At 62.8% G+C, this 23,841-nt stretch carries 24 protein-coding genes; 17 read left to right on the top strand and 7 right to left on the bottom strand.

The features are described 5' to 3' along the window. Positions 1 to 5 precede the first annotated feature (5 nt). The 4 genes from BLR34_RS05015 to BLR34_RS05000 all read left to right on the top strand — a co-directional run bounded on the left by BLR34_RS05015 (position 6) and on the right by BLR34_RS05000 (position 3,320). Complete coding sequence (locus BLR34_RS05015) at positions 6 to 497, top strand: Mov34/MPN/PAD-1 family protein (protein WP_092700083.1); 492 nt, start codon at positions 6 to 8, stop codon at positions 495 to 497. Next, positions 494 to 919, top strand: a complete 426-nt coding sequence (locus BLR34_RS05010; RefSeq protein ID WP_092700081.1) for an FAD synthase family protein — start codon at positions 494 to 496, stop codon at positions 917 to 919. The genes BLR34_RS05015 and BLR34_RS05010 overlap by 4 nt, the downstream gene beginning before the upstream one ends. A 76-nt stretch (positions 920 to 995) precedes the next feature. Beyond that, positions 996 to 1,571 carry a response regulator transcription factor gene (locus BLR34_RS05005; RefSeq protein WP_092700079.1) on the top strand — a complete coding sequence of 192 codons (576 nt, stop codon included), beginning with the start codon at positions 996 to 998 and terminating at the stop codon, positions 1,569 to 1,571. Positions 1,572 to 1,649: 78 nt separating this feature from the next. Further along, the gene (locus BLR34_RS05000) at positions 1,650 to 3,320 is read left to right on the top strand and encodes a tRNA uridine(34) 5-carboxymethylaminomethyl modification radical SAM/GNAT enzyme Elp3 (RefSeq protein WP_092700077.1); all 1,671 of its coding nucleotides are present in this window, start codon (positions 1,650 to 1,652) and stop codon (positions 3,318 to 3,320) included. Here BLR34_RS05000 and BLR34_RS04995 read toward each other — a convergent pair. After that, the gene (locus BLR34_RS04995; protein ID WP_092700075.1) at positions 3,317 to 3,991 is read right to left on the bottom strand and encodes a cohesin domain-containing protein; all 675 of its coding nucleotides are present in this window, start codon (positions 3,989 to 3,991) and stop codon (positions 3,317 to 3,319) included. The genes BLR34_RS05000 and BLR34_RS04995 overlap by 4 nt on opposite strands. Positions 3,992 to 4,036: 45 nt before the next feature. Next, positions 4,037 to 4,588: a hypothetical protein gene (locus BLR34_RS04990; RefSeq protein WP_092700073.1), complete on the bottom strand. Its 552-nt coding sequence runs from the start codon at positions 4,586 to 4,588 to the stop codon at positions 4,037 to 4,039. Between the two features lie 92 nt (positions 4,589 to 4,680). Here BLR34_RS04990 and BLR34_RS04985 point away from each other — a divergent pair, with 92 nt between their 5' ends. The 5 genes from BLR34_RS04985 to BLR34_RS04965 all read left to right on the top strand — a co-directional run bounded on the left by BLR34_RS04985 (position 4,681) and on the right by BLR34_RS04965 (position 11,754). Beyond that, complete coding sequence (locus tag BLR34_RS04985) at positions 4,681 to 7,419, top strand: AAA domain-containing protein (RefSeq protein WP_092700071.1); 2,739 nt, start codon at positions 4,681 to 4,683, stop codon at positions 7,417 to 7,419. Positions 7,420 to 7,478: 59 nt separating this feature from the next. Then, positions 7,479 to 8,342: a hypothetical protein gene (locus tag BLR34_RS04980; protein WP_092700069.1), complete on the top strand. Its 864-nt coding sequence runs from the start codon at positions 7,479 to 7,481 to the stop codon at positions 8,340 to 8,342. 37 nt (positions 8,343 to 8,379) lie between these two features. Continuing rightward, complete coding sequence (locus BLR34_RS04975; RefSeq protein WP_092700067.1) at positions 8,380 to 9,600, top strand: lactate racemase domain-containing protein; 1,221 nt, start codon at positions 8,380 to 8,382, stop codon at positions 9,598 to 9,600. A 187-nt stretch (positions 9,601 to 9,787) separates the two neighbouring features. Next, entirely contained in the window at positions 9,788 to 10,516 is a 729-nt protein-coding gene (locus tag BLR34_RS04970) for an ABC transporter ATP-binding protein (protein WP_092700065.1), read from the top strand. After that, a complete protein-coding gene (locus BLR34_RS04965) occupies positions 10,513 to 11,754 on the top strand; it encodes an ABC transporter permease (RefSeq protein ID WP_092700063.1) in 1,242 nt (413 codons plus the stop codon). Before BLR34_RS04970 ends, BLR34_RS04965 begins: the two co-directional genes overlap by 4 nt. Here the strand turns inward: BLR34_RS04965 and BLR34_RS04960 are convergent, their stop codons facing one another. Further along, complete coding sequence (locus BLR34_RS04960) at positions 11,755 to 12,915, bottom strand: MBL fold metallo-hydrolase (RefSeq protein WP_092700061.1); 1,161 nt, start codon at positions 12,913 to 12,915, stop codon at positions 11,755 to 11,757. A 98-nt stretch (positions 12,916 to 13,013) separates the two neighbouring features. On the opposite strand from BLR34_RS04960, the gene BLR34_RS04955 reads away from it, so the two are divergent. The 3 genes from BLR34_RS04955 to BLR34_RS04945 all read left to right on the top strand — a co-directional run bounded on the left by BLR34_RS04955 (position 13,014) and on the right by BLR34_RS04945 (position 15,486). After that, complete coding sequence (locus BLR34_RS04955; protein ID WP_092700059.1) at positions 13,014 to 13,439, top strand: Rieske (2Fe-2S) protein; 426 nt, start codon at positions 13,014 to 13,016, stop codon at positions 13,437 to 13,439. Positions 13,440 to 13,520: 81 nt separating this feature from the next. Continuing rightward, positions 13,521 to 14,663, top strand: coding sequence for a molecular chaperone DnaJ (gene dnaJ / locus BLR34_RS04950; RefSeq protein ID WP_092700057.1), 1,143 nt, complete (start codon positions 13,521 to 13,523; stop codon positions 14,661 to 14,663). A 1-nt stretch (position 14,664) separates the two neighbouring features. Beyond that, entirely contained in the window at positions 14,665 to 15,486 is an 822-nt protein-coding gene (locus tag BLR34_RS04945; protein WP_092700055.1) for a hypothetical protein, read from the top strand. Here BLR34_RS04945 and BLR34_RS04940 read toward each other — a convergent pair. Genes BLR34_RS04940 through BLR34_RS04930 form a run of 3 tightly spaced genes read right to left on the bottom strand, consistent with a single transcriptional unit; the run spans position 15,452 to position 17,293 of the window. Beyond that, positions 15,452 to 15,649, bottom strand: coding sequence for a DUF7333 family protein (locus tag BLR34_RS04940; protein WP_092700053.1), 198 nt, complete (start codon positions 15,647 to 15,649; stop codon positions 15,452 to 15,454). The genes BLR34_RS04945 and BLR34_RS04940 overlap by 35 nt on opposite strands. A 47-nt stretch (positions 15,650 to 15,696) precedes the next feature. Then, positions 15,697 to 16,443 carry a hypothetical protein gene (locus tag BLR34_RS04935; protein ID WP_092700051.1) on the bottom strand — a complete coding sequence of 249 codons (747 nt, stop codon included), beginning with the start codon at positions 16,441 to 16,443 and terminating at the stop codon, positions 15,697 to 15,699. A gap of 58 nt (positions 16,444 to 16,501) precedes the next feature. Further along, on the bottom strand, positions 16,502 to 17,293 hold the full coding sequence (locus BLR34_RS04930; protein WP_092700628.1) for an aldo/keto reductase: 792 nt from the start codon (positions 17,291 to 17,293) through the stop codon (positions 16,502 to 16,504). 157 nt (positions 17,294 to 17,450) lie between these two features. Here BLR34_RS04930 and BLR34_RS04925 point away from each other — a divergent pair, with 157 nt between their 5' ends. Further along, positions 17,451 to 18,458 (top strand): N-acetyltransferase DgcN family protein, encoded by a 1,008-nt coding sequence (locus BLR34_RS04925; RefSeq protein ID WP_092700049.1) that lies wholly within the window; start codon positions 17,451 to 17,453, stop codon positions 18,456 to 18,458. On the opposite strand, the gene BLR34_RS04920 is transcribed toward BLR34_RS04925, so the two are convergent. Then, positions 18,455 to 20,341 carry a flippase activity-associated protein Agl23 gene (locus BLR34_RS04920; RefSeq protein ID WP_176765240.1) on the bottom strand — a complete coding sequence of 629 codons (1,887 nt, stop codon included), beginning with the start codon at positions 20,339 to 20,341 and terminating at the stop codon, positions 18,455 to 18,457. The genes BLR34_RS04925 and BLR34_RS04920 overlap by 4 nt on opposite strands. Positions 20,342 to 20,436: 95 nt before the next feature. On the opposite strand from BLR34_RS04920, the gene BLR34_RS04915 reads away from it, so the two are divergent. From BLR34_RS04915 to BLR34_RS04900, 4 genes are read left to right on the top strand one after another with little or no spacing between them, the layout of a single operon-like run. Next, positions 20,437 to 21,174, top strand: coding sequence for a RuvC family protein (locus tag BLR34_RS04915; RefSeq protein WP_092700045.1), 738 nt, complete (start codon positions 20,437 to 20,439; stop codon positions 21,172 to 21,174). 58 nt (positions 21,175 to 21,232) lie between these two features. Further along, positions 21,233 to 22,252, top strand: coding sequence for a threonine ammonia-lyase (locus BLR34_RS04910; RefSeq protein ID WP_092700043.1), 1,020 nt, complete (start codon positions 21,233 to 21,235; stop codon positions 22,250 to 22,252). A gap of 32 nt (positions 22,253 to 22,284) precedes the next feature. Next, positions 22,285 to 22,572 carry a WNWW family protein gene (locus tag BLR34_RS04905; RefSeq protein WP_092700041.1) on the top strand — a complete coding sequence of 96 codons (288 nt, stop codon included), beginning with the start codon at positions 22,285 to 22,287 and terminating at the stop codon, positions 22,570 to 22,572. Between the two features lie 10 nt (positions 22,573 to 22,582). Next, positions 22,583 to 23,830 carry an MBL fold metallo-hydrolase gene (locus tag BLR34_RS04900; protein ID WP_092700040.1) on the top strand — a complete coding sequence of 416 codons (1,248 nt, stop codon included), beginning with the start codon at positions 22,583 to 22,585 and terminating at the stop codon, positions 23,828 to 23,830. The last annotated feature ends 11 nt before the right edge of the window (positions 23,831 to 23,841 follow it).

Below are 23,841 nucleotides of genomic sequence, written 5' to 3'. Positions count from 1 at the left end.
CGTGTATGGGACTATTCCGCTCGAGTGAGATACTCGGAATTGCCGATTCCGCACTCGAGTTCGCACTGGCCGCCTCAGAAGAAGCACACCCAAACGAGTATATGGGGATGCTCCGTGGAGAGGAGGCGTCCAACCTCGGGCTTGCCGAAGACGGAACGGTGCTTTCTGAGGTGCTCGTCGTGCCCGGGACCAAGACGAATCCGGTCAGTGCCGAGTTCAAGCCGATTAACACGCCGAACGACCTGAGCGCCGCAGGCTCGATTCACTCACACCCGAACGGGGTACTCAGACCCAGCGCAGCCGACCGCTCGACGTTCTCGCGAAACCACGTTCATATCATCGTCGGCGCGCCGTACGGCCGTGAGGACTGGCAGGCCTTCGACCGCGACGGCGAGCCAATCGACCTGCCGGTACTTGACGTCGACCCACCCGAAGAGGAGTTCTTCGATTTCACACAGGAGGATATCGACAACGAGCTACGGGGGGACGAGGAATGAAACGAGTCGTCGCACAGGGCACATTCGACCTGCTTCACCCAGGTCACGTCCACTACCTCACAGAGGCAAAAGCCATGGGAGATGAGCTTTACGTCATCGTCGCGCGCTCGGCGAACGTGACCCACAAACAGGGCCCGGTCATCGGAGACAGCCAGCGCGTCGAGATGGTCGCGTCGCTGAAGCCCGTCGACAACGCACGGCTCGGTCACCCGGAGGATATCTTCGTCCCGATAGAGGACATCGAGCCCGACGTTATCGCGCTGGGCCACGACCAGCACCACGACGAAGACGCGATAGCCGAGGAACTCGGACGGCGGGGCATCGACTGCCGGGTCTGTCGGGCCTCTCCGTACGAGCCCGACGAGGAGATGGTTCTCTCTTCGCGTCAGATAGCAGACCGCATCGTGTCGAGCCGGTCGTAACCGGCCTGCCTACGAGAGTCTGGGAACCTGCCCACAGGCCTATATGTCTCCGTGAGTAAACTAACTCCGAGAGCTGATGGCTCCCAGTGACCCCGTTGTGCTTATCGTCGAAGACGAGTCAGACGTTGCGGAGACGTATCGCCTCTGGCTGACCAGAGATTACACCGTCCGTGTCGCAGAGGACGGTGACGCGGGCCTCGAGAAGCTCGACGACGCCGTCGATGTAGTGTTACTCGACAGGCGGATGCCTGGCCTCTCTGGCGGCGACGTTCTCGAAGAGATTCGGTCGCGTAAACTTGACTGTCGCGTCGCGATGGTGACCGCTGTCGAGCCGGATTTCGACATTCTCGAGATGGGGTTCGACTCGTATCTCGAGAAGCCGGTCAAAAGCGACAGACTCCAGTCGACCGTCCGAGACCTTCTCGAACGCTCGGCTTACGACTCGGTGTTACAGGAGTACTATTCCCTAGTCGAGAAACGGGCCGCTCTGGAAGCCAGCAAGCCGGTGCGAGAACTTGAAACCAGTGAGGAGTACCGCGACCTGCGGCGACGAATCGAGCACCGACGGGAGGAGCTATCCGAGACACTCGGCGGTGTCGACGACGAGGACGATTTTATTACAACGATTCGCGAACTCGGCGACACAGAGTAACCGCCGTCGCCACGGAACCGCAAGGAATTCAACGGGCAAGCGACACGCTTATTCGAGTTTAGCAGGGACATAGAACCGATGAGTACGGACACTGGTGAGGAGACAGACGCCTTCGAGCAGGCCTGTGCCGAGCTCGTCGAGCGCATTCTCGACGGCGAGATAGAGCGCGACGACGTCGAGTCAGCGAAAAAGGAAGTTTGTGGTAAATACTCCTCGCCGAAGGTCCCCCAGAACTCGGACCTCCTCGATTTCGCGCCGCTGGAAAAGCGAGAGGAACTCGAATCGGTCCTCCAGCGGAAGCCGGTTCGAACGGCCTCGGGCGTCTCACCAGTTGCGATTATGACATCGCCAAAGCGGTGTCCACACGGGAAATGTCTCTACTGTCCCGGCGGCCCGGACTCGGATTTCTCCAGCTCACAGAGCTACACGGGTCACGAGCCGGCGGCTGCTCGCGGCGAACAAAACGACTACGACCCGTACGGCCAGGTGACCCTGCGGCTCAACCAACTCCGAGAAATCGGTCACCCCGTCGACAAGGTCGAGCTTATCCTCATGGGCGGGACGATGACGGCACGCTCACACGATTACCAGGAGTGGTTCGTCAAGCGCGCCCTCGAAGCGATGAACGATTACGACGTCGACAGTCGACCCGAACCCGCCGAAGAAGAGAGCTTTGCGCCCGACCCGGAGTCGGTCGACTTTCGGTATCTGGAGGACGTAATCGCCGAAAACGAGGTCAACAGCGTCCGAAACATAGCGACGACCTTCGAGACGAAGCCAGACTGGTGTGACCCCGAGCAAATCGACCGGATGCTCGACCTCGGGGGTACCAAAGTCGAGGTCGGCGTCCAGACGACCTACGAGCGAATTAACCGCGAGATGCACCGCGGCCACGGCACACAAGACTCGATTGACGCGAACCGCCGGCTCCGCGATTCCGGATTCAAGGTCGGCTTCCACATGATGCCGGGCCAGCCGGGTATGTCGAAGGAGATGTGTCTGGAGGACTTCCGGCGCATCTTCGAGAACTCGCAGTGGCGGCCGGACTACCTCAAAATCTACCCGACGCTTGTCGTCGAGGGAACCGCTGTCTACGACTGGTGGCACACGGGCGATTTCGACCCGCTCGACAACGAGGAAGCCGCAGAGCTGGTCGCCGAAATCAAGTCGATGATTCCGCGCTATACGCGGCTCCAGCGTGTCCAGCGCGATATTCCGGCTGACTTTATCGAGGGCGGCGTCTGGAAGTCGAACCTGCGCCAGCTTGCCAGACAGCGCATGGAAGACCACGGCTGGAGCTGTGACTGCATCCGGTGTCGCGAGGTCGGACACAACGACGAGGAGCCGGAACACGTCGAACTCGATATCCACACCTACGAAGTCGCCGGCGGCACGGAGCATTTCATTAGCTTCGAAGACTTCGAGAATGACCTGCTGGTCGGATTCTGTCGGCTCCGATTCCCCAACGACCCGGTTCGGCGGGAACTCGACGAGGCGGCCATCGTCCGCGAACTCCACGTCTACGGCAGTCAGGTCGGTGTCGGCGAGGCGGCCACAGACGGGACGCCGGTCGACCAACACCAGCATCAGGGGTACGGCACCCGCCTGCTGGCAGAAGCCGAGCGGCTCGCGTCCGAGGCCGGCTACGACAAACTGGCCGTTCTCAGCGGTATCGGCGTCCGTGAGTACTACCGCGAGAAACTCGACTTCCGACAGGACGGTCCCTACGTCAGCAAGCGCTTAGACTAGCGGTATCGCCAGCCGACGAGTACAGCCAGCCCGCCGACTGTGACCACACCGACAAGCCCCAGCGCCCTCATCTCCTCGTCTACCACCTGTTGCCCGTCGTCAGTCGATGGGCCGGAAGCAGCCGACTCGTCGGCAACAGGGGCGTCGTGGTCGATGACGAACGTCGCATTGTGCTCGTAGACGAACACCTCGTAGCTGCCGGCTAGCTCCGCCCGGGAGTCGACAAACGAGAGTGTCGTGTTCGTCTCGGGCGCGTCGTCAGCGACGTCGACGGTCACGGTCGCGAACTGTGCGATACCAGTCGACCCGTCCCGTGGCGGGTCTCGCCACTGACGGGCAACGGCTGTCCCGTTGTCGTCGTCGATACTGGTCTCGTCGTACACGTCGGTCTCTGTGCCCTGTTCGAGATACGACGCGGTCTCGACATCGGTCACAGTGAGGAGGTCAGTCTCGTAGGAGACACCGAGTGTCAGGTTCGTGAGACCGATATCCCCGTATCCGCCGTCGCTCTCGACGAACACGCGCACGTCGACGGTTTCGCCGGGCGCGACGGTCCGCTGTTCGTGTTCGGGGTAGACGATTGTCGGCTGGTCGCTGCCGACGGCCGCGCCGGTAGCTACGAGCGCGAACAGACAGGCGACCAACAGGAGTGGGGCACCAGGGCGGTCCATTGCCGGCAGGTACGGCGTGCTGTCAATTGAGGCTTTCCCGTGGTGTCAGTAGAAGCCGCGTTCGACATCTTCGTCGATGATGTCTTCGAACTCCTGTTCGAGGAGTTCCTCGGCCTCTTCGAACGTCTCAGTGAGGTCGTCCATCCCAGCAGGACGGTCTGTGTGGTCGAACTCCATCGGGCCGTAGGCCGGGCTCTCCAGAGCGTCCATAATATCCTCGAACAGCGCGTCCGGAGTCGTCGGTGCATCGGCGTGAGTCTTGACCACCGATTCGAGCTGTTTGGCCCGCTCTGTGGCAGTTTCTTCGTCTTCGACAGGCTGCTGGACGCCGAACAGGCCCGCCTCGGCGGCCGCTGATGGGAAGTGTGGGTCGATATCCTCGTCGACGCGGCGGGCGACCTGTGCGCCAACTCCCTCGACTTGAAACGGGTTCTTTGCGTACGTTTTGAGCTGGTACGTTCCGACACCCGGATGGGCGAGATACATGTCTTCGCCGAGGCCGGACTTGCGGTCGCCGCCGACTGCTCGCCAGCCGTCCGGGTCGACGTCGCTCTCGACAACGTCACGCAGGATGTCGTCCCAGTCTCTGATACGCATTGCTGGCCGTCAGTCGGGCCTCCAGCGGATTATACGCATCGGTTTCTGACGTGACCGACAGGATTTTTTGAGTCCCGCTCCAGAGTGGGTTCGTGCACATTCGCGGCGTCGTCGTCGACGTACCGGAATCCAAAACAGTCACGACGAGCTACGGCGAGTCGGAGCTTCTCGAAGTCACGGTCCGGCCCGACCGGGGTGCGGGCGAAGCGACGACCGTCACGCTGTGGGAAGACTGGACGGAGACAGCAGAGTACCTCGAACCTGGGATGGAGCTTGCGGTCTACGACGCTACCGAACGGGAGTACCAAGGCGAGACACAGTACACGACCGGCAAAGAGACGATGGTCGTCGTCGAGCCGGACTTTCTCGTCGACGTAACCGACATCCGGTCGTGGGTGCAGTGTCCGCGGCTGTACTACCTCAACAAGCTCGACGGTGCCGACGTGTCCGAGCCGCTGGTCAAGGGAACAATCGTCCACGAGGTGTTCGGTGACCTGCTCCGTGGTGCTGACCTCGAAGCGGCTGTCGACCGCCGGGTCGAGGAGTCGGGGCTTGACCTCGGTTTGCTCGGGGCCGACGCCGGCTCGATGCGAGAGACGGTCAAACAGCACGCGAGTGCCATCGAGGGCTGGCTCCAGCAGGGCCGACTCACTGATGCTGATAACTGGCGCTCCGAACAACTGCTCGTCAGCGAGCGCTACGGACTCAAGGGCCGGGCAGACGCCGTCAGACGGGGCGCGCCGGTCGAACTCAAGACTGGCAAGAACACGCGGCGAGACCCCCGCTTTCACGACAAGGTCCAGGCGGGCTGTTATGCCCTGTTGCTCGGCGAGCAAGCAGACGAGGGAGACGGTTCGGTCACACACAGCCCGGACACTGGGACGCTCCTGTACACGAAAAACGCCGCGGTCGACGACGACGAGGAGTCGGGAGACCTCTCGCCGGCAAAGGAGTTTTCAATCTCGACGGGATTCCTCCAGTTTATTTTGCGTGCCCGGAACCACCTCGCGGCGGTGGAAGCCACTGGAGATGTCCCGACCGGGTACGAGGCCGACGCAAAATGCGAGTACTGTTTCGAACAGGACACCTGTATGGCCGTCTCGGGGCGACTCGACCAGGAGTCGAAAGCCGGCCAGGTCGGGACCCCGCTCCCCGAGGACGAACGGGCCTACTTCGAGCGTTTTTACAGGGCAATCGAGGAGGAACGGCGAGCGGTCCATCGGGAGTACGCCAAGCTCTGGGAGCAGTCACCGAACGAGCGGGCAGACGACGACCGGGCGCTCGTCGACCTCGAACCCACTGGGCGGCGACAGCTCGACGACGGCCGCTGGGAGCTTCGCGCACGCGGGACCGGTGCAGTCTCGAAGATTCGAACGGGCGATGTCGTCCTAGCAAGCGACGGGGACCCGATCGGCGGCGGTGCCGAACTCGCGCGTGTCGAGCGTCTCGGGTCGGCAGACAACGACGAAATCGTGGTGACGACAGACGAGCCGGTCGACCTCCGGCGGCTCGACGTGTATCCCTCAGAATTGTCGGCCGACCGCTTGCTCACCTCCCTACACGACGCCTTGCTCTTACAGCCACCGGAGTGGAAGGCCCCCCTGTTCGAGCGGCGGGGCCCGACATTCGACAGACCTGATGAGACGTTCGTCGACAACAACGAGGCACAGAACGAGGCCGTCCGGACGGCGGTCGGGGCAGAGGATTTCGCGCTCGTCCACGGACCGCCCGGCACCGGCAAGACCTACACGCTGGCTCGCATCGTCGCGGAGTTACTCGACCGCGACCAGCGCGTGCTCGTCTCGGCGTTCACGAATCGCGCAGTCGACAACGCCCTCGAAGCACTCGAAGACGAGGGAATCACCGACATCGTCCGGTACGGGACAGAGAGCGGCGTCCGCGAAGACATGCAGGCCTACCGGCTCGACCAGTCGGGAGAACCCGATGACTGTGCCGGAGAATTACAGGACGCTTCGGTCGTCGCAGCGACCACCGCCTCCTGTGGCTCACGCGCGCTGAAAACGCAGGCATTCGACGTGGCTGTTGTCGACGAGGCCGGGCAGTTGACCGAACCAGGGACGCTCGCGGCAATCGCGCGGGCCGACCGGTTCGTTCTGGTCGGTGACCACCAGCAGCTACCGCCAGTCGTCCAAGCCGAAAGTAGCGAGACACAGAGCGCCTTGGGGTCCGCGAACGGCGGCCAGCTGCGAGCCGACCTGCAGGAGTCGCTGTTCGAGCGCCTCATCGAAACCTATCCCAGGGCGGGTGTGTTGCTGGACCGCCAGTATCGGATGTCTCAGCGCATCCAGGCCTTTGCGTCCGCCGAGTTCTACGACGGACAGCTTCGGCCCGCGACCGCCGAAGTGGCTGGCCAGTCCCTCGCAGACCTCGACGGCGTTGCGGTCGACAGTCTCCCTGCCCGTCTGCGTGACGCCGTCAGCTTTATCGACCCCGGAGGAACACAGGTCGGCAACACCAACCCCGAGGAGGCAGAGACCGTCACCGACCTCGTCTCGACGTATCTCGACGCCGGCGTGGACCCCGCAGATATCGGCGTTATCGCGCCGTTCCGGGCGCATGTAGCCGAAATCCGAAAGAAACTCACCGACGGGGTTACCGTCGATACCGTCGACCGCTTCCAGGGTTCGAGTAAACAGGTCATCGTCGTTTCGTTCGTGACCACAGGCGCACTCGATGGCCCGATTTTCGAGGACTACCGGCGTATCAACGTGGCTCTCACGCGGGCGAAAAAGGCACTCGTGCTGGTCGGTGACGCGGACTCGCTGTCTCAGGACGACCGCTACCGACGGATGGTCGAGTGGGCCGAGTGACGGCCCGCACGGCGACAAATCACGAGATTTTACACCAGTTGGCCAGTAAATCGTGATGCATGTCAAATACGTCGACGGAAGCAGTACAAAGTGCAGATTCCGGCACTGACTCGGCGTTTCTCCTCGTCGCTGGCGGATATACGGGTACAGCACTGACAGGTATTCTGGTCTTTGTCCTGCTGGTCGCCGGTACCACCGACACCGTTATAATCGGGGCTTCCGGAGCCGCGGCGTTCGTCGTCGGCGCAGTTCTCGGGGCAGTGAGTATCACACAAATCCGGGAAGCTCCCGAGCGACTTGGCCGGGCCCGCTCTCGGTACGTGGTGGTCGCGCCGAGTCTCGTTCTCGGTGCAGGCACGGCGCTCGCGTGGCTACTGGGCTGGGACTCGTCGACTGTCGCCACTGGTGTCTTTGCGACATTACTGACGGTCTCTCCAGGCTTTCTCGTGATAATGATGGCCAGAACGCGATACGTCAGGGCGCGCTATCCGTCCGTCGACGCTGTCGTCGGCTGGGAGGCGGCGCCGTCAACTATCGCCAAGCGACGACGGATGGCTCTCGGCGTATTCGTCCTTGCGGGTACCGGCCTGCTCCTCGTTGTCGGCGTTGTGCTCTCGGTGAGCTATCACATTGTGGCCCCTGCTCTCGGCGGCGTCGGTGGCTCGCTGCTCGGAATGAGCGTCCGAACTGACCGCTTTCGCGTCCACGAGGGCGGCGTCGAAATCGAGCATCCGGCCGCCAAGCGGTTCATCCCCTGGCAGCGCTTCGACGGCTACCGTGTCAACGAAGACGAACTCAGACTGGTCCACCCATGGCGACTCGACCACCGCCACGATGTCGGCCGAATCGACGACCTCGATGCTGTCGTCGACGCCGTGGACGACCATCTCCCGTGTCTCGGCGACGAGCGCACGACCGCCTGACCAGAAGCTCTTTTCGCCAGGCGGTCAAAGCCGGGGCATGGTCGAGGTCCCGCTCGGAAGCGGTCATATCGACGTGTCACTGCCAGCGTGTTCGGTCACAGTCGCGACACCCGAGGGCCGCGACGCAATCGATGTTGCCTCTGCGGCCCGAGATGCGGTTGCCAACCCGAGCGGCCCGCCTCTCGACGAGCGCGTGGACTCTGGAGACGATGTCTGTATCGTCGTCACTGACATCACCCGCTCGACTCCCGAAAAAGTCTTGCTCGACGTTCTCGTCGACGAGCTGACGGCCGTCGGTATCGACCGAGACGCAATCGCTGTCGTCGTCGGGCTCGGTCTGCACCGGCCGCTCACCGATGCCGAGATGACTGAACTGCTCGGGGAGTACGCCGACCTCGCGGTGAATCACGACCCCGAACAGACCGTCGAAGTCGGAACGGTCGACGGCTGTCCAATCGAGTTGTTCGAGCCCGCCACGGAGGCCGACCATCTGCTTTCGACCGGGATGGTCGAGCCACACCAGTACGCCGGCTTCTCTGGAGGCGCGAAAACAGCAGTCATCGGCGCCGGGGGCGAGTCGCAGATACGGTACACGCACGGTCCAGAGCTGCTGAGCCGAGACGGCGTTCGTCTCGGCCGTATCGCGGACAACCCGTTCCGGTCGTTTTTAGACCGTGCCGGCGACGCCGCAGGTGTCGAGTTCTGCCTGAACGTCACCAAGAGCCCAGACGGTATCATGGCCGTTCACGCCGGCGACCCGCGGGCAGTCGTCTCCGAACTCGCAGCAGTTGCACTCGATGCGCTCGCCGTCGAAGTCGACGACCGGTACGACGCCGTCGTCGCCGGCGTCGGCGCACCGAAAGATGCCAATCTCTACCAGACAACGCGAGCGGCCACCTACGTCGTCCTCGGTGCGACCAACCCGCTCCGGTCCGGGGGACGCGTCGTCGTCCCGGCGACACTCGGTGAAGGAGCCGGCGAAGGGACCGGCGAACAGCGCTTCTACGAGCGCCTCTCGGCTGCGACAGACCCGCACTCGCTGTACAAACAGATGCAGAAGGGGTACGAGCCCGGCGCACAGCGGGCCTTCGTCGTCGCGCGTAGCCTCCGTGACCACGACCTCTGGGTGACGAACTCACAGAATCCGGCGGTCGTCGAAGACTGTCTCATGTCGAGCGCGCCTGGCATCGCCGACGCTATCGAACCGGACAGCAACGTACTCGTCGTACCAGAAAGCCTCGATACACTCCTCCGCTAATCCGTGTCTTTATTACTAGCATGTAATCTGTCCAACTATCTCGATAGCTAGCCTATACGGATAGCACTATACACCTGATGAATAGAGATAGGGCAATGAATCAGGGACAGTCTCTTGGGGACAGCCGTTTATCGACGCGACAGCACAGCTCAACAACGGGACAGCACAGTTCGGGAGGGACGAACTGATGGCACCAGCACAATCACAGCAACGGGCACGCGATGAGGCGGTGGTATCGCTGGAGTCGGTGCGACGGACGTATTACCTGGGTGAGCCAGTGGATGCGTTAGATGGCGTGTCGCTTTCACTGCCAGAGGGGTCGTTCACTGCAGTGATGGGGCCCAGCGGCTCCGGGAAGTCGACGTTGATGAACATGATTGGCTGTCTGGATACGCCCGACGAGGGGACGGTGACGGTCGACGGCCAGGACGTTGGTGCCCTGCCGGATGGGAAACGGGCTCGCTTGCGCGGTGCGGAGTTGGGATTTATCTTCCAGCAGTTCAATCTCCTGCCGCGGCTGACTGCTGCAGAGAACGTGACGCTGCCGATGGTGTTCCAGACTGTCGTCGACGAGGGGCGGCGCGAGCGGGCCGAAACGCTGTTGACCCGCGTCGGGCTGGGCGACCGCTTGGACCACACGCCGCCAGAACTGTCCGGCGGCCAGCGCCAGCGCGTCGCTATCGCCCGCGCACTCGTCAACGAACCCTCCGTCTTGCTCGCCGACGAGCCAACCGGTAACCTCGACACGGAGACGGGCAGTACAATCATGGACCTCTTCGAAGAACTCCACGAGGAAGGCCGCACTATCCTGATGGTCACTCACGAGCGCCACATCGCCGAACACGCCGAGCGTATCGTCCACTTAGTCGACGGCCAGATAGAAGAAATCGAAGAACTGGGAGGTGAGTCGGCATGAAACTGACCGAGAGCCTGCGCATCTCCTGGCGGGCTATCACCGGCCACAAACTCCGCTCTACGCTGACGACGCTCGGTATCGTGCTGGGTATCGGTGCCGTCATCGTGTTCATGGTGCTGGGCGGTGCCTTCGAGCAGAATATCGTCGGTGAATTCGAGCAAGACGAGAGCACGTCGATGCAGGTGTTGACAACGACAGACAGTAACATCGGCCAGGGAACCGTTCAGTCCAATATCTACACCCAGTCCGATATCGACGCAGCACAGGATATCGAGGGCGTAGACTGGGTGGCCCCGGACGGTGACCTGTCCGTCGTCCAGCTACGTCACGGCGGAGAGACGGTAACTGGCGGGGGTGGCCTCGGCTCGTTCAGCGTGAGTGCAACGGCACCCGAGCGGTTCGACAACGACCTCTTCGAGATGGTCGAGGGCGAGCCGTTCGAGGACGGGCAGCGCGGTCAGGCAGTCGTCAACGAGAAGCTAGTCGAGCTCTACGACGGTGCGGTCGAGGTCGGGGACGAAATCGACCTCGTCTTCCAAAACGGGACCACCGAGACGGTGTCTGTGACGGGTATCGTCAACGACGACACCGGAAACGGTATTCCGCCCAGGGTCCACGTCGACACAGAGTACTACCAGACCAAAATCGAGACGCCAGACGGCTCCCGTGAGCGGGCGTACTCGTTTTTGCTGTTGAACGCAGAGAACATCGACAACCTCGAAGAGACCCGTGACAGAGTACAGGAGTTCTTCGATACCGAGTCTGACGCCGGCCAGCTAAAGGGTGACGAGCAAAATATCGACGTGCAGACAGTCGAAGACGCAGTCGACCAGTTCCAGAGCATCGTCAACCAGATTGCGGTGTTACTGGGCGGCATCGCGGGCATCTCGCTGATTGTCGGCTCTATCGGCATCGCGAACATCATGATTGTGAGTGTCACCGAGCGGACGCGTGAAATCGGCATCATGAAAGCTGTCGGTGCGCGCAAGCGTGACATCATCCAGCTGTTCTTGGTCGAGGCAGTCATCCTCGGCTCAATCGGCGCAGTCCTGGGTGTGATGGCGGGTCTCGGAGTCGGCTACATCGGCGTCTCGATTACCGGCTGGCCGATGGTCTATCCGATAGACTGGATTCTCGTTGCCGTGGCCGTCGGCGGCTTCGTCGGGGTCTTCTCCGGGCTGTACCCGGCCTGGCGAGCCGCGCGAGTCGACCCGATACAGGCGCTGCGTCGTGAGTAACTACCCGTCGACAGCGCAGTTATTCGGTCCGAGTTCGAGTTCGAACATCTCGTCGTCGGTCGCCGATTCCTGACCCAGATTGAGCGCGATAATTTCCTCGTAGTTGTTCGGCCGTGGGGGCAGGTTCGCAGTCACGCGCTCGACGAACGCGCTCTTGTCGTCGTCGAACACAGCCAGACCCTGGCGCAATGTGGCGAGTTGCGTGGTGTAGGTCCCGTCGCTTCCGGGCGTGGTCGTGGGGCCGACGTGTCCGGGCGCAATCACGGTCTTGTCGGGCAGTGTCGCGAACCGCTGGCGGGTCTTCCAGAGCTGTTTTGCCGCCTCCACCGCGGCGTCTTCGTCTTCGAGGTCCGGGCGGGCGACGCTGTCGAGAAACAGCGAATCCCCGGTCAACAACAGGTCGTCGACGCGATAGCCGGTCATCTCGGTCGTGTGTCCCGGCAACCAAACCACGTCGATATCGGTCTCGCCGAGTGCAAGCGTCTCGCCGTCAGCGACCAGCCGTGCGTCGAAATCGAGGCCGCGCTCTCTGGCCCGCGTCGGAACGACGACTTCGGCGTCGCTCTCGGCAGCGGCCGCCCGGACGCCACTGACGTGGTCGGCGTGGACGTGTGTATCCAGCGCGTAACGGAGGTCAGCACCGCGCTTGCGTGCCTGTTCGACGTACTCCCCGGCGAACGCACGCAACGGGTCGACGACAGCCGCCTCGTCACCGGACACCAGCAGGTACGCCAGACAGCCACTCGACGGGCGATGGAACTGGACCACGTCGAGTTCCGAGCCAGTCACAACGTGTCGCAGTTCGTCGAGGCGCGCCCACCCTTCCATCCCGTCGTCGACGGCGAGAACATCCCACCCCTCGCGTGCGAGAAACCCGGCGACGTACCGACTCGAAATCCCCTTCGCACAACAGGTGACGAGCGGGCCATCAGGCACGCCCTCGGGGACGGTTGCTGCTGGCTCGTCGTTGTCGTCGAGAAACGCAGTAAAGGGAACGTTGACTGCGGTCAGGTTCGGGTGGGTAATCCGCCACTCCTCGAAAGCGCTCTCGGGCCGTGTATCGAGGAGTGTCCACTGCTCGCCGTCGTCGAGTCGTCGCTTGAGAGTAGCCGCCGTAATCGACTGCACGGATTCCCCGAGTGTTGGGAACTGTCGCTCCATATCGGTTGTACGGGCGTGGGCTGCATGAGTGTTGGTGTCACACCGGCGGCGACAGGTCAATTCGGGAGCGTTATACCCGACAATTGCAAACTACGACCATGACCAATCGACACCGCCTGACGAGCGTCGAGACGGTCGAAGACGAGGGTGCCTGGCTGTTCACCGTCCGAGACGCCCACGACACGAATCAAGAGGTCATGCTCGTCCCCTGTGAGGAAACCGGCGTGACCGCCTGGGTGAACAACTGTACACACGAAGACCAACGTCTCTATCGCGACGAAATCGGCGTGGTAACACGAGATGGCGGCATCGTCTGCCCTAAACACGGGTCGATTTTCGACTCCTGTTCCGGCGGCTGCGAGAACGGACCGGCGGCCGATACCACGCTCCTCAGCGTCGACGTGACAGTCGACGACGGGTCAGTGTACCTGACCGACGACGCCGTCGACTTCCTCTGGAAGGGCGGCGACAGTTCCGACGACGACGATTCGGGGCCGAGTTCGACCTCACACCTCACGTTCTGAACGGCTCCAGACGACACCCTCAGTCGCTCGAAATCGAAGGGAGTGGCTTTTGTATGAGAACGAAGTAATTGGAGACAACGAATGAGCGAAGACTTTTACGATATTCTCGGTGTATCGAGGGACGCCTCCGAAGACGAGATAGAGGAGGCATACCGGGAGGCAGTTCGGAAGTACCACCCGGACGTGAGCGACGACCCGGACGCAGAGGAGAAGTTCAAGAAAGCAAAGAAGGCAAAGGAAGTGCTAACTGACGAGGAGAAACGCCGCCAGTACGACCAGATGGGCCACGAGCGGTTCTCCGAGGCCGAAAAGCGCGGCGGCGTCGGCGGCGGCAGCCGGCAGGGCGGCGACCCGTTCGGTGGTGGCGGCGGATTCAACGACGTCCAAGACATTTTCGACCAGTTCTTCGGTGGTGGTGGCGGCGGTCGGTCCCGCAATCGCCCACAGAGCGGCCAGGACCTGAAAACGACGCTCGAAATCGACCTCGAAACCGCCTATCACGGGGCCGACAAGGAACTAACAGTCAACCGACCAGAGGCGTGTGACGAGTGTGACGGCCGCGGCCATCCGCCCGGGACGGACTCGCGGGCCTGTCCGCGGTGTGACGGTCAAGGACAGGTGACACAGGTCCAGCAGACGGCATTCGGTCGGATGCAACAGCGCTCGACGTGTCGACGCTGTGGCGGTGAAGGGACGCTGTACGAGGAGACGTGTTCGACCTGTCGCGGCGACGGCGTCGTCCGCAACGAGGCCTCGCTCCAGGTCGAGATTCCGCCCGGTATCCGCGACGGACAGACACTTCGGATGGACGGTGAGGGCGCGCCCGGAGACAGAGGGGCGCGCAACGGTGACCTCCTCGTCGAAATCTCGGTCACAGACCACCCCGACTTCGAACGCAACGGCGACGACCTCAAGACCCGCCAGCCAATCTCGTTCCCACAGGCGGTCTTTGGCGATACCATCGAGGTAGAGACGCTCGATGGCCCAGTCGAGTTTGACCTCGAAGCAGGGACACAGAGCGGCGAGACGTTCCGACTCAAAGGCAAGGGGATGCCGCGGCTTCGGCGGCGGGGCCAGGGCGACCTCTACGTCCAAGTCCAAGTCGTCACACCCGACAGCCTCAACGAGGAGCAACGCGAGGCCCTCGAAGAGTTCGCCGAGGCCGGCGGCGAAGACGTCGAGGTCGACAGAGGCTTTTTCGACCGGCTCAAAAATAGCTTCTGAGATGGACGTATCTGACTTCGAGACGCTGAAAGATATCGTCGCCGCAGGACGTAACCGGGAATCGACCGCCCTCGATGTGGTTCGGCGACCCGCGCCCTACAGCTATCACAAACTTTGTACGAACGTCTGGAAGGCGGGCAATCTGCTCGGGCATTACGGCGTCCACTCGGTCGGCGAGCTAGCGGTCGAGGTCGGCCCGAAGCGGACCGACGATGAAAGCGAGAACGCAGACGATGTGGGGATGCGGGGGACTATCGACGCGGCAGAGCCGTTGCTGGCCATTCTCGGTGGAGCGATAATCGGCGGTGTCGCGGATATGACGCCGGCCGAACCCGTCGACGCCCCTGCGCTGGTCGCACCCGCCCACTGGGATATCGAGGCGACCGCGGGCTGTACGCGACTGGCCTACGGCGGCCCGCCGTCAGAGCCGTCTGTCTCACACTTCGAGCGCCTGGTCTGGAGTGAGAACCCAATCGAGCCGCCCGAACCTGTGACGCCGACAGACGATGCGGTCAGATTCGACGGTGACACCTGGACACACGAGGAACTCCTCGCTGTCGTGAGCAACCTCGTCGACGAATACGGCATCGACGAGGCAGCGCATGTGGTTCTTGATGCCGACGTAACAACACCCGGCGGTTTCGTCGCAGGGTTGTTGACGCCCCTTGCGGCCGGAACACCGATTGTCGTCCCCGAAGGCGCGCCACAGGAGTGGGACGAGCTGTCAGACGACGACTGCATCGTCACGGACGATACGACGGCTGAAAACAGGCTGGTCACCCAGGAAGTCACACGGTCGATGCGCGGTACTGGCCGTGCATAACGCCGACTGCAAACATCACGAACGCGAAGACGACCATCGAGGGCAACACCATCATGAAGAGGGTGCTCTCGGTCATCATGTCGGCTTGCCACATTCCGGTGATGCCGACAGCGATGATACCGACGATTATACCGACGGATACAGGCAGGTTGAACTCAACCATATCGGGGATGAGGACTCAGTATATAAAAGATTTCATGAAAGGGCCGCTCAGTCACCCGAGGGCCGGATGAGGTTCGCCAGCGAGACGAGAATCCCAAGTAGCCAGCCGACGGGATAGGAGATGGCGAACCAGATAATCGCGTGGTCCTCCTCGTCGCGGTCGTAGCGCTCGCCGAGCGGGTCCGTTATCGAGTCCGGTCCGGTCTCGAACGCCCAGCTAAATAGGTCGTCGCCCTGGTCGATGATGATGTCTCCGAGTGGTTCCCAGAACAGCGCAGCCACGACGGGTGGCAGGAAAAGCGCCGTCACCGCGAACGGATAGGCGAGCAGTATTGTCACGAACCGACCGCCGAGCCGCCAGAACGTGTACGCAAGCGCCGCAGCGAGAACGGCGACGCCACTGGCAGCCCCGATACCGGTTACTGCACCCTCTTCGAGGGCGGTCTGTAACTCCAGATAGACCGCCCCAGTCAGCCCACCCCAGAGAAGGGTAAAGACCAGAACGACCCCGAAAAAGCCGAGTCGGGTGGCCGTGACGTTGAGTTTTCGTGCCTGAAATCGGATGATGTAGCCGAGCAACACGAGCGGATAGAAAATAGCTATCACCGGCACCCCAAGCGCGTGCCAGAGTCTGTAGGAGATTACTTCGCGTGTCTCTTCGGGCGTCCATTTGCCCAAGACGGTTCCCGCTGCCCCGCGCTGTCTGGGAAACAGCATCTCCATCCAGGTCTCGTGCATGACCCGGATGTCGTACCTGATTGCGTCGGTTAACCCCTGTTCGTTCCCGGCAGCCATGTGAGCGTAGTTGGCCACCCCTCTGTATATGCTTTCCTGACCGCGGTGTGTCGTTCCGTTACTCCCAAGCGTCCGGACCGAAGTCGGGGTCGACCTTCCGGTCTCTGCGCGCGATGTCGTCGATGGTTGCTATCTCGTCGTCGCTCAACTCTAGGGTCAGGCTCTCCCAGTTGTCCCGGATGTGTGCCTCGCTGGTCGCTTTCGGGATTGCCGTGACGCCTTTCTCGCGGAGCCAGGCGAGTGCGACCTGTGGCTCGCTTGCCCCGTGTCTGTCCGCGATTTCGGTGAGCGGCTCCGCACCGATAACGTCACTGCGGGCCAGCGGCGAGTACGCGACAAGTTCGAGCGACTCCTCGTCGGCGTACTCCCTGAGTTCGTCCTGCTGGAGGAACGGGTGACACTCCACCTGGTTCGCAAACACCGGCGCGTCGAGGTGCTCGCGCGCCTCGTCGACGTGGTGTGGTTCGAAGTTCGAAACGCCGACGCGCCGAATCACGCCGTCGTCGTACAGTTCGTCGAACGCGCTGAGCGTCTCCGCAGGCGCGTACTCCCGTGCCGGCCAATGGACGTAGAGCAGGTCGACGTAGTCGGTGCCGAGTTTCTCCAGGCTCTCCTCTGTCGTGGCCAGCACCTCGTCGTACGAGAGGTTGCTAATCCAGACCTTGGTCGCGAGGAAGATATCCTCCCGCGGGACATCTGCCGTCTCGATGCCTTCGCCGACGGCCTCCTCGTTGCCGTATATCTGTGCCGTGTCGATGTGGCGATAGCCCATCTCCAGGGCCGTCTCGACACTCTGGACACACGCCTCGTGGTCGTCGTTCTCCCAGGTACCGAGTCCGAGCATCGGCATCCCGTCTGTCGTCGGAACATCTGCTGGTGTTGGTGCCATACGAACTACTCGGAACAGCAGCCCAAAATGCGTTCGGAAAGCGTCAAACGCGTGTTCTTCCGGAGACATGTTCCTGTGAACGGTACGCTTTTGCCCGGCGGGGTCGCCCGTTCACAGTATGCGCGTGGCAATCCTCACCCACGGGAAGTTTCCCGACAGAGCGAAGACCGCGCTGGGCATCCTCCGGTACGGCGACCACGAGGTAGTCGGCCTGCTCGACCGCGAGCGGGCAGGCCAGCGGGTTACCGACATCGTCCCCGACGTACAGGACGCACCGATTGTCGATTCGATGGCAGACGTGCCTGCGTGTGACGCTCTCGTCATCGGCGTTGCCCCAATCGGCGGCGGCTTCGAGGACTCTTGGCGCGACGACGTGCGAACCGCAATCGAGCGGGGTTGTGACGTTATCGCCGGCCTCCACTACTTCCTCGCTGACGACGACGAGTTCTCCCAGCTGGCAGACGAGTACGGAGTCGAACTTCGAGATGTCAGGAATCCACCCGATGACCTGACTGTCGCCGATGGCGACGCGGACGAAGTCGACGCACAGGTGGTTCTCACAGTTGGTTCAGACTGCTCGTCGGGAAAGATGACCACGTCCTACGAGTTACGAACGGCCGCCCGCAAGCGAGGGCTGGACGCCGCCGTCGTGCCGACTGGCCAGACCGGCATTCTGATTTCGGGGTGGGGAATTGCAATCGACCGCGTCATCTCTGACTTCGCCGCCGGCGCAATCGAACGAATCGTCACACAGGCTGGCGACCACGATGTCGTCTTTGTCGAGGGGCAGGGCGCGCTCGCACATCCGGCGTATTCGGGCGTGACGACTGCGATTCTTCACGGTGCACAGCCGGACTCACTGGTGTTCTGTCACGTCGCAGGCAACGAGCAGTTCGGCGGTTATCCCTCGTTCGAGATTCCCCCGCTCCCGGAATACGTCGAACTATACGAGCAGATGGCCGCACCGCTTGGCGGTGCGACCGTCGACGCTGGCTCGCTCAACACGCAGGGGATGGGCGACGAGGCGGCAAACGAGGCGATTCGTGACTTTAGGGCTGCCATAGACAGTCCAGCCACCGACCCTGTCCGTCACGGGTGCGACGAGATACTGGACGCGATTCTCTAGGTGTCGGCATAGGAGTCGTGGACGTACACTGTCGTCTCTCTGCCCAGACTCCGGAGGTAGTAGGTCTGTTTCTCGTAGGATTCGTCGAGAGTCGCCTCGGGAACTGTCTCGTCGCCGGGGATAGTGACGATTATCGGTACCGCATCGGTCGACGCCGACTCGACGAGGCCGTCTGGCGACCGCTCACAGTCCGCGTCGGTTCCGGTCGTCGCGAAATACCAGTTTAGCGGCTGTGTGCTCCCCCAGGACGAACAGACGGGAGCCACCTGCCACATCCCGGTCGTGTCGGCGGGGAGTGTCGACGGCAAGAGTGACCCATAGGAGTCGAAGCTCTCGCCGCGTTCCCCGTAGTAGATGAGAACATCGGTCCCGGAGTGGTCATCAGAGACGCCGTCCATCTTCTCGACGAGCGGGTCGAGGTCGGAGTACGGCTGTGCGAACTGGACCAGGTCGTTCTCCGGGGCCGTGTCGTCGACGTAGACCGACTGAACCGGGATAAACCACGCCCAGAGGCCGACGAGTAGGATGAGGACGACGACGACGGCTGCGGGACTGACAGAGCTCTTTCGCACTGTGTCTCTCCCCTGTCGCCAGGCCCAAGCCAGGCCGACGGCCGCGGGCACGAGTAGCGGAATGATAACGTGGACCGACAGCCAGGCAGAGTCGCCCTCGATGTGCGAGCCAAGCGGATAGCCCACCAGCGAGGCGATGCCGCAGTAGGCCATGAACATGACCAGCGGCCGCGACCGGCCACGAGCGTACCGTTCGACGGCGATGCCGACGAGTGTAAACACTGTCAGCAGCGGCGCGTACTTGACCAACAGCGTGACGTAATCGCCGAGAAACGAGACGTAGGTGTCGAGTGTCGTCTCCTCGGACTGGGCGAACCAGTCGATATAGCCGCTGTAGGCTTCGTTGAGCGATTCGTCGACCAGTGTCATCACGTTCGTCGGGTCGGTGAGGGTGTCACCGAGTGTGACGGGGTCCGCGTCTGTCGCGGGGTCCAGTCGCCGGTCTAACCCCTGTCCGCGGGGTGCAAACAGCACGACCAGCGTCACGACGAAGGTGAGCGCCAGCCCTATCGCGTAATCCGCCCGATAGGCCGCCTGTTTGACTCGGTCCCAGTAGGCCCCCAGGTTCGCCCGCAAGTACGACAGCCCGCTCTGGTCACTGGCCGGGCTGTGGAGGAACTGGTCGACAAGTAACGCCGCCGCGCCCGCCCAGGTGAGCAAGTAGATGACCGCGTTCTCTTTCGAGCCGAAGCCGAGTCCGAGAAAGACGCCAGCACCGAGGACGTATCTGGCTCGCCGCGTGTCCCAGAAGCGAACCAGACAGCCGAGTGCGACGAACATGAACGTCGCGACCAGCACGTCGCTTCGCAGGAACCGCGAGTAGTAGATGAGTACCGTGTTGCCAGCGAGTAACAGCGCCAGCGCGACCGTCTCAATTCGGTCTAAGTGCTCGCGGTAGAGGAGTGCTCCGGCGGGCAGGAGACCTCCGACGAGCGCGACCGGCAGGCGCGCTGTGAAGTCGTTCGCGCCGAACATATCGAACAGATTTCCGGCCGCGAGCTGTGCGAATGGGCCGTGTTCCTCCCAGTAGTACGCCAGGGAGCCGGTATCCTCGTAAAAATGCGCCCAGTAGGCCACTCGTGCTTCGTCCCAGTGTGCAGGCCGCTCGCCGAGTGTGACGAGTCGGACGACCACTGCAACGACCGTTATCGCGGCGACGAGGCGGCCGGGCGTCAGCTGTTGGTACCTGTCGAACACCGACTCGCTCGCCTCGTCCGAGTCGGCGTCTTGCTCGGACGAGGCGTCGTCACGCTCTGGACCCTCGCCGTCAGGGGGGGCACCGTCGGCGGGGTCGGCGGCTCCTCCGCTCATATCTACGTTCCCCGTGGGCATCGAATAGAACGGTTACGGTTTGTCGAGCCAGTGTGACCGTGGCAGGTAAGTGCGCGTGCCCTGTAGAACCGGTCGTGATTGTCGTCTCGACCGAGGATTTCGAACTGTACCACGAGGTGGTGACAGAGCTACGCGAGCGCGATATTTCGTTCACCACGGTCGAGCCTGGCGACGACCTTCCGGCAGGGGCGAGTGCTCTGGTCCAGAGTGTCGAGGAGACAGCGCCCGACACCGAACTACCCGTCATCAGAGCACGGCCCAGCGACCCACGGAGCGCAATCGAGGAGATTGTCAGCGTCATCCGCGGCGGGGACGGCCGGCGAGTCGTCGGCATCGACCCCGGGGAGATGCCCGGAATCGCCGTCCTCTCGGGCGAGATGGTGGTCGCGACCTATCAGGTGGCGCCCGACGACGTGGCCGACATCGTCCGAGAAGAGACGGCCGACACACCGGACCCGGTCGTCCGCATCGGCGACGGTGCCAGACTCATCGGCGCACGCATCGTCGAGGAACTCGACGCTGTCCCCGTCGAACTCGTCGACGAGACAGGAACGACGCCCTATCTCGGTACGGGGGCGAGCGAGCGCGGGATGTCTGATATTCTTGCGGCGGTCAACATCGCGCGAATGGAAGGCGAGCAAATCGAGAGTCGCGACGTGGAGCCGACGCCGGGCGAACTCAAGCGGATACAAGAGCGCTCCCGCGAACACAGCGCCGAGAACAGAGCCATCGGCACCTCGCTCGCACGACGGGTCGCGTCCGGTGAGCTGACAATCGAAGAGGCACTCGCCGAGCATCGCGACCAGCGTTAGCTTCCCCTCGCGAGACGACACCCCGAGATTTATACGAACGAGCGCCGAGAACGTGGATATGGCACAAGGGTACGAACCGGTCGAGTCGCCGGACGAGACAACGGTGTTTCCGTATCACGACCTGACACCGCCGTCCAGAAGTGATATCTACGCGGCCCGAGAGCGCATTTCGCCGTACCTACCGGAGACGCCGCTCGTCCGTTCTGACTGGCTTTCTGCCGAACTCGACGCCGATGTCTATCTCAAGCGTGAGGATACGCTCCCGACGGGGGCGTTCAAAGTGCGTGGCGGCGTCGCGCTTGGCTCACAACTCGGCGACGAGTTCGACGAACACGGCCTCATCGCGGCCAGCACCGGGAACCACGGGCAGTCGGTCGCATTCGCTGGGATGCAGTTCGACCACCCAGTCACCATCTGTGTTCCGGAGGACGCCAACCCCTCCAAAGTGCGGTCTATGAAACGCTACGGTGCTGACATCGAATACTACGGGTCCGACTACGACGAAGCACGGGCCCACGCCGAGAGGCTCGCGACCGAACAGGGGTACCGGTACGTCCACTCGGCCAACGAGCCCGAACTCGTCGCCGGGGTCGCGACCGCAGGGCTGGAGATAATCGACGAACTGCCGGACGTCGACCTGGCGTTTGCTCCCGTCGGCGGCGGCACCTGTGCCTCCGGACTCGCGATGACGATTGGCGACATCCTCGGCGCCGATGTCATCGGCGTCCAGTCGGCACAGGCCCCGGCCGCACACCGCGCTTGGAAACAGGGACACCTCGAACCCCACGAGAAGATGGAGACCGTCGCCGAGGGGTTGGCGACCCGTGTCCCGTTCGCGATGACGATGGAGGTGTTGCGCGAGAAACTCGCCGACTTCGCGCTCGTCGACGACGAGGCGACACTCGAGGCGCTCAGACAGATGATGGTTCGGTCGGGAATCATCATGGAAGGCGCGTGTGCGACCGTCTTCGCGGCCGCGTTCGAACACCGCGAGCGAGTCCGCGGACAGACAGTCGTGTTGCCGGTCACCGGGCGAAACATCGCCGAAGCGAAACTCGAAGGCGTCCTCCGGGACTAACATTCAAGAGGGTGGCTCTCTCACCTCCCTTCGTGGACCGCACCCGTCTCGTCGACGAACTGGAAGCTGAGTTCGGCGGAACCGAGCGCACGCACCGCGCAGTCTCCCGACAGGCGCGGGACCTCGCCGACTCGGGCCGACTCGAAGCAGATATGGACCTCACGCTCACGGTCGAGGCGGTCATCTCGCATCTCGACGACGCGCCCGACGACCACTCACTCGTCGAGCGGTGGAATTGGTGGATTGGCTCGCTCGAACTCTCCTTCGGTGATTACCAGCGCTTCCGAGTCCGTCCGGACCTGGAAGAGACACCCGAGTGACGCCGGCACGATGAAGCTGGAATTTCTCGGCGGCGCGCGCGAAGTCGGCAGAAGCGCGATTCTCGTCAACGACTCGCTGTTACTCGATTACGGCCTCGAAACGTCGACACCACTGCAGTATCCGGTCGGTGACGCGAGCCCCGAGGCAGTGGTCGTCAGCCACGGCCACCTCGACCACGCTGGGGCCGTCCCGGCACTGCTGACCGGAGCGGAGCGTCCGCCCGTTCACTGGACGCCGCCGACGCGTGCCCTCGCGCTCGCACTGGCAGAAGACACGCTCAAACTCCACGGGAACACGCTCCAGTGCCCGTTCACCGAAACGCACGTCCGCCGGGCGACGCAGGTGTCACAGACACACGGCTACGGCGAGTCCTTCGAGGCCGCCGGCCACGAGGTGACGCTGTACAACGCCGGCCACATTCCCGGCAGCGCACACGTCCACGTCGACGACGGTGAGACGACGCTACTGTATACGGCCGATATCGGACCGCTGCCTGATAACGAACCGACACAACGCCTGGTCGACGGCTCGACTGCGCGGCCAGAAGCCGACGTGGTCATCGCCGAGAGTACGTACGGAGATGTCGAACACACGGAGCGAACCCGCGTCGAGGAGTCGTTCGTCGAGAGCGTCCAGACGACCCTCTGGGAGGGTGGGACTGTCGTGGTGCCAGTCTTTGCAATCGGCCGAGCACAGGAACTGCTCTTGGTCTGTGCGGCAAACGGCATCGACTGCTATCTCGACGGGATGGCCAGAGATATCACCGAAACACTGCGCCAGTATCCCGGCTTCGTCCGCGACGCAGACGCACTCCGGCGCGCGAAGTCGAACGCCAGATTCGTCACCGGGCGCGACGGCCAGCGCGAGCGCATCGCACAGCAGAATACGGTCATTCTGACCACTGCCGGCATGCTGGGCGGCGGGCCGGTCGTCTCCTACATCCCGGAGATTCGACAGAACCCGACCAACAAGGTGGCGATGACCGGCTATCAAGTCGAGGGAACGCCGGGGAGGGAACTGCTCGAAACCGGCCGCGCCGAGTTCGACGGGCGGGTGCTTCCGGTCAGCGCACAGGTCGAGCAGTACGACTTCTCGGCACACGCAGACCGAGACGGGCTCCGGGCGTTCCTCGACGACTACCGCGAGTCGTCGATACTGGTCAATCACGGCGACAACTGTCCGGGATTTGCGTCTGAACTCCGTGAGGAGGGGTTCGACGCGAGCGCACCAGCGCTTGCCTCGCCGAGACACGAGTGAGGCGAATACTT

Source organism: Halovenus aranensis (genome assembly GCF_900100385.1).
In the GTDB taxonomy this organism is placed as follows: Archaea; Halobacteriota; Halobacteria; order Halobacteriales; family Haloarculaceae; genus Halovenus; species Halovenus aranensis.
This window is presented reverse-complemented; position numbering and strand designations above follow the sequence as displayed.

Bases quoted from the DNA above. Each gene is read 5' to 3' on its own strand.
- BLR34_RS04960 (WP_092700061.1), bottom strand. From the start codon at position 12,915: ATGGAGCGACAGTTCCCAACACTCGGGGAATCCGTGCAGTCGATTACG.
- dnaJ (WP_092700057.1), top strand. From the start codon at position 13,521: ATGAGCGAAGACTTTTACGATATTCTCGGTGTATCGAGGGACGCCTCC.
- BLR34_RS04965 (WP_092700063.1), top strand. From the start codon at position 10,513: ATGAAACTGACCGAGAGCCTGCGCATCTCCTGGCGGGCTATCACCGGC.
- BLR34_RS04990 (WP_092700073.1), bottom strand. From the start codon at position 4,588: ATGCGTATCAGAGACTGGGACGACATCCTGCGTGACGTTGTCGAGAGC.
- BLR34_RS04980 (WP_092700069.1), top strand. From the start codon at position 7,479: ATGTCAAATACGTCGACGGAAGCAGTACAAAGTGCAGATTCCGGCACT.
- BLR34_RS05010 (WP_092700081.1), top strand. From the start codon at position 494: ATGAAACGAGTCGTCGCACAGGGCACATTCGACCTGCTTCACCCAGGT.
- BLR34_RS04995 (WP_092700075.1), bottom strand. From the start codon at position 3,991: ATGGACCGCCCTGGTGCCCCACTCCTGTTGGTCGCCTGTCTGTTCGCG.
- BLR34_RS05005 (WP_092700079.1), top strand. From the start codon at position 996: ATGGCTCCCAGTGACCCCGTTGTGCTTATCGTCGAAGACGAGTCAGAC.
- BLR34_RS04945 (WP_092700055.1), top strand. From the start codon at position 14,665: ATGGACGTATCTGACTTCGAGACGCTGAAAGATATCGTCGCCGCAGGA.
- BLR34_RS04900 (WP_092700040.1), top strand. From the start codon at position 22,583: ATGAAGCTGGAATTTCTCGGCGGCGCGCGCGAAGTCGGCAGAAGCGCG.
- BLR34_RS04935 (WP_092700051.1), bottom strand. From the start codon at position 16,443: ATGGCTGCCGGGAACGAACAGGGGTTAACCGACGCAATCAGGTACGAC.
- BLR34_RS04930 (WP_092700628.1), bottom strand. From the start codon at position 17,293: ATGCCGATGCTCGGACTCGGTACCTGGGAGAACGACGACCACGAGGCG.
- BLR34_RS04925 (WP_092700049.1), top strand. From the start codon at position 17,451: ATGCGCGTGGCAATCCTCACCCACGGGAAGTTTCCCGACAGAGCGAAG.
- BLR34_RS04910 (WP_092700043.1), top strand. From the start codon at position 21,233: ATGGCACAAGGGTACGAACCGGTCGAGTCGCCGGACGAGACAACGGTG.
- BLR34_RS05015 (WP_092700083.1), top strand. From the start codon at position 6: ATGGGACTATTCCGCTCGAGTGAGATACTCGGAATTGCCGATTCCGCA.
- BLR34_RS04920 (WP_176765240.1), bottom strand. From the start codon at position 20,341: ATGAGCGGAGGAGCCGCCGACCCCGCCGACGGTGCCCCCCCTGACGGC.
- BLR34_RS04970 (WP_092700065.1), top strand. From the start codon at position 9,788: ATGGCACCAGCACAATCACAGCAACGGGCACGCGATGAGGCGGTGGTA.
- BLR34_RS04940 (WP_092700053.1), bottom strand. From the start codon at position 15,649: ATGGTTGAGTTCAACCTGCCTGTATCCGTCGGTATAATCGTCGGTATC.
- BLR34_RS04955 (WP_092700059.1), top strand. From the start codon at position 13,014: ATGACCAATCGACACCGCCTGACGAGCGTCGAGACGGTCGAAGACGAG.
- BLR34_RS05000 (WP_092700077.1), top strand. From the start codon at position 1,650: ATGAGTACGGACACTGGTGAGGAGACAGACGCCTTCGAGCAGGCCTGT.
- BLR34_RS04975 (WP_092700067.1), top strand. From the start codon at position 8,380: ATGGTCGAGGTCCCGCTCGGAAGCGGTCATATCGACGTGTCACTGCCA.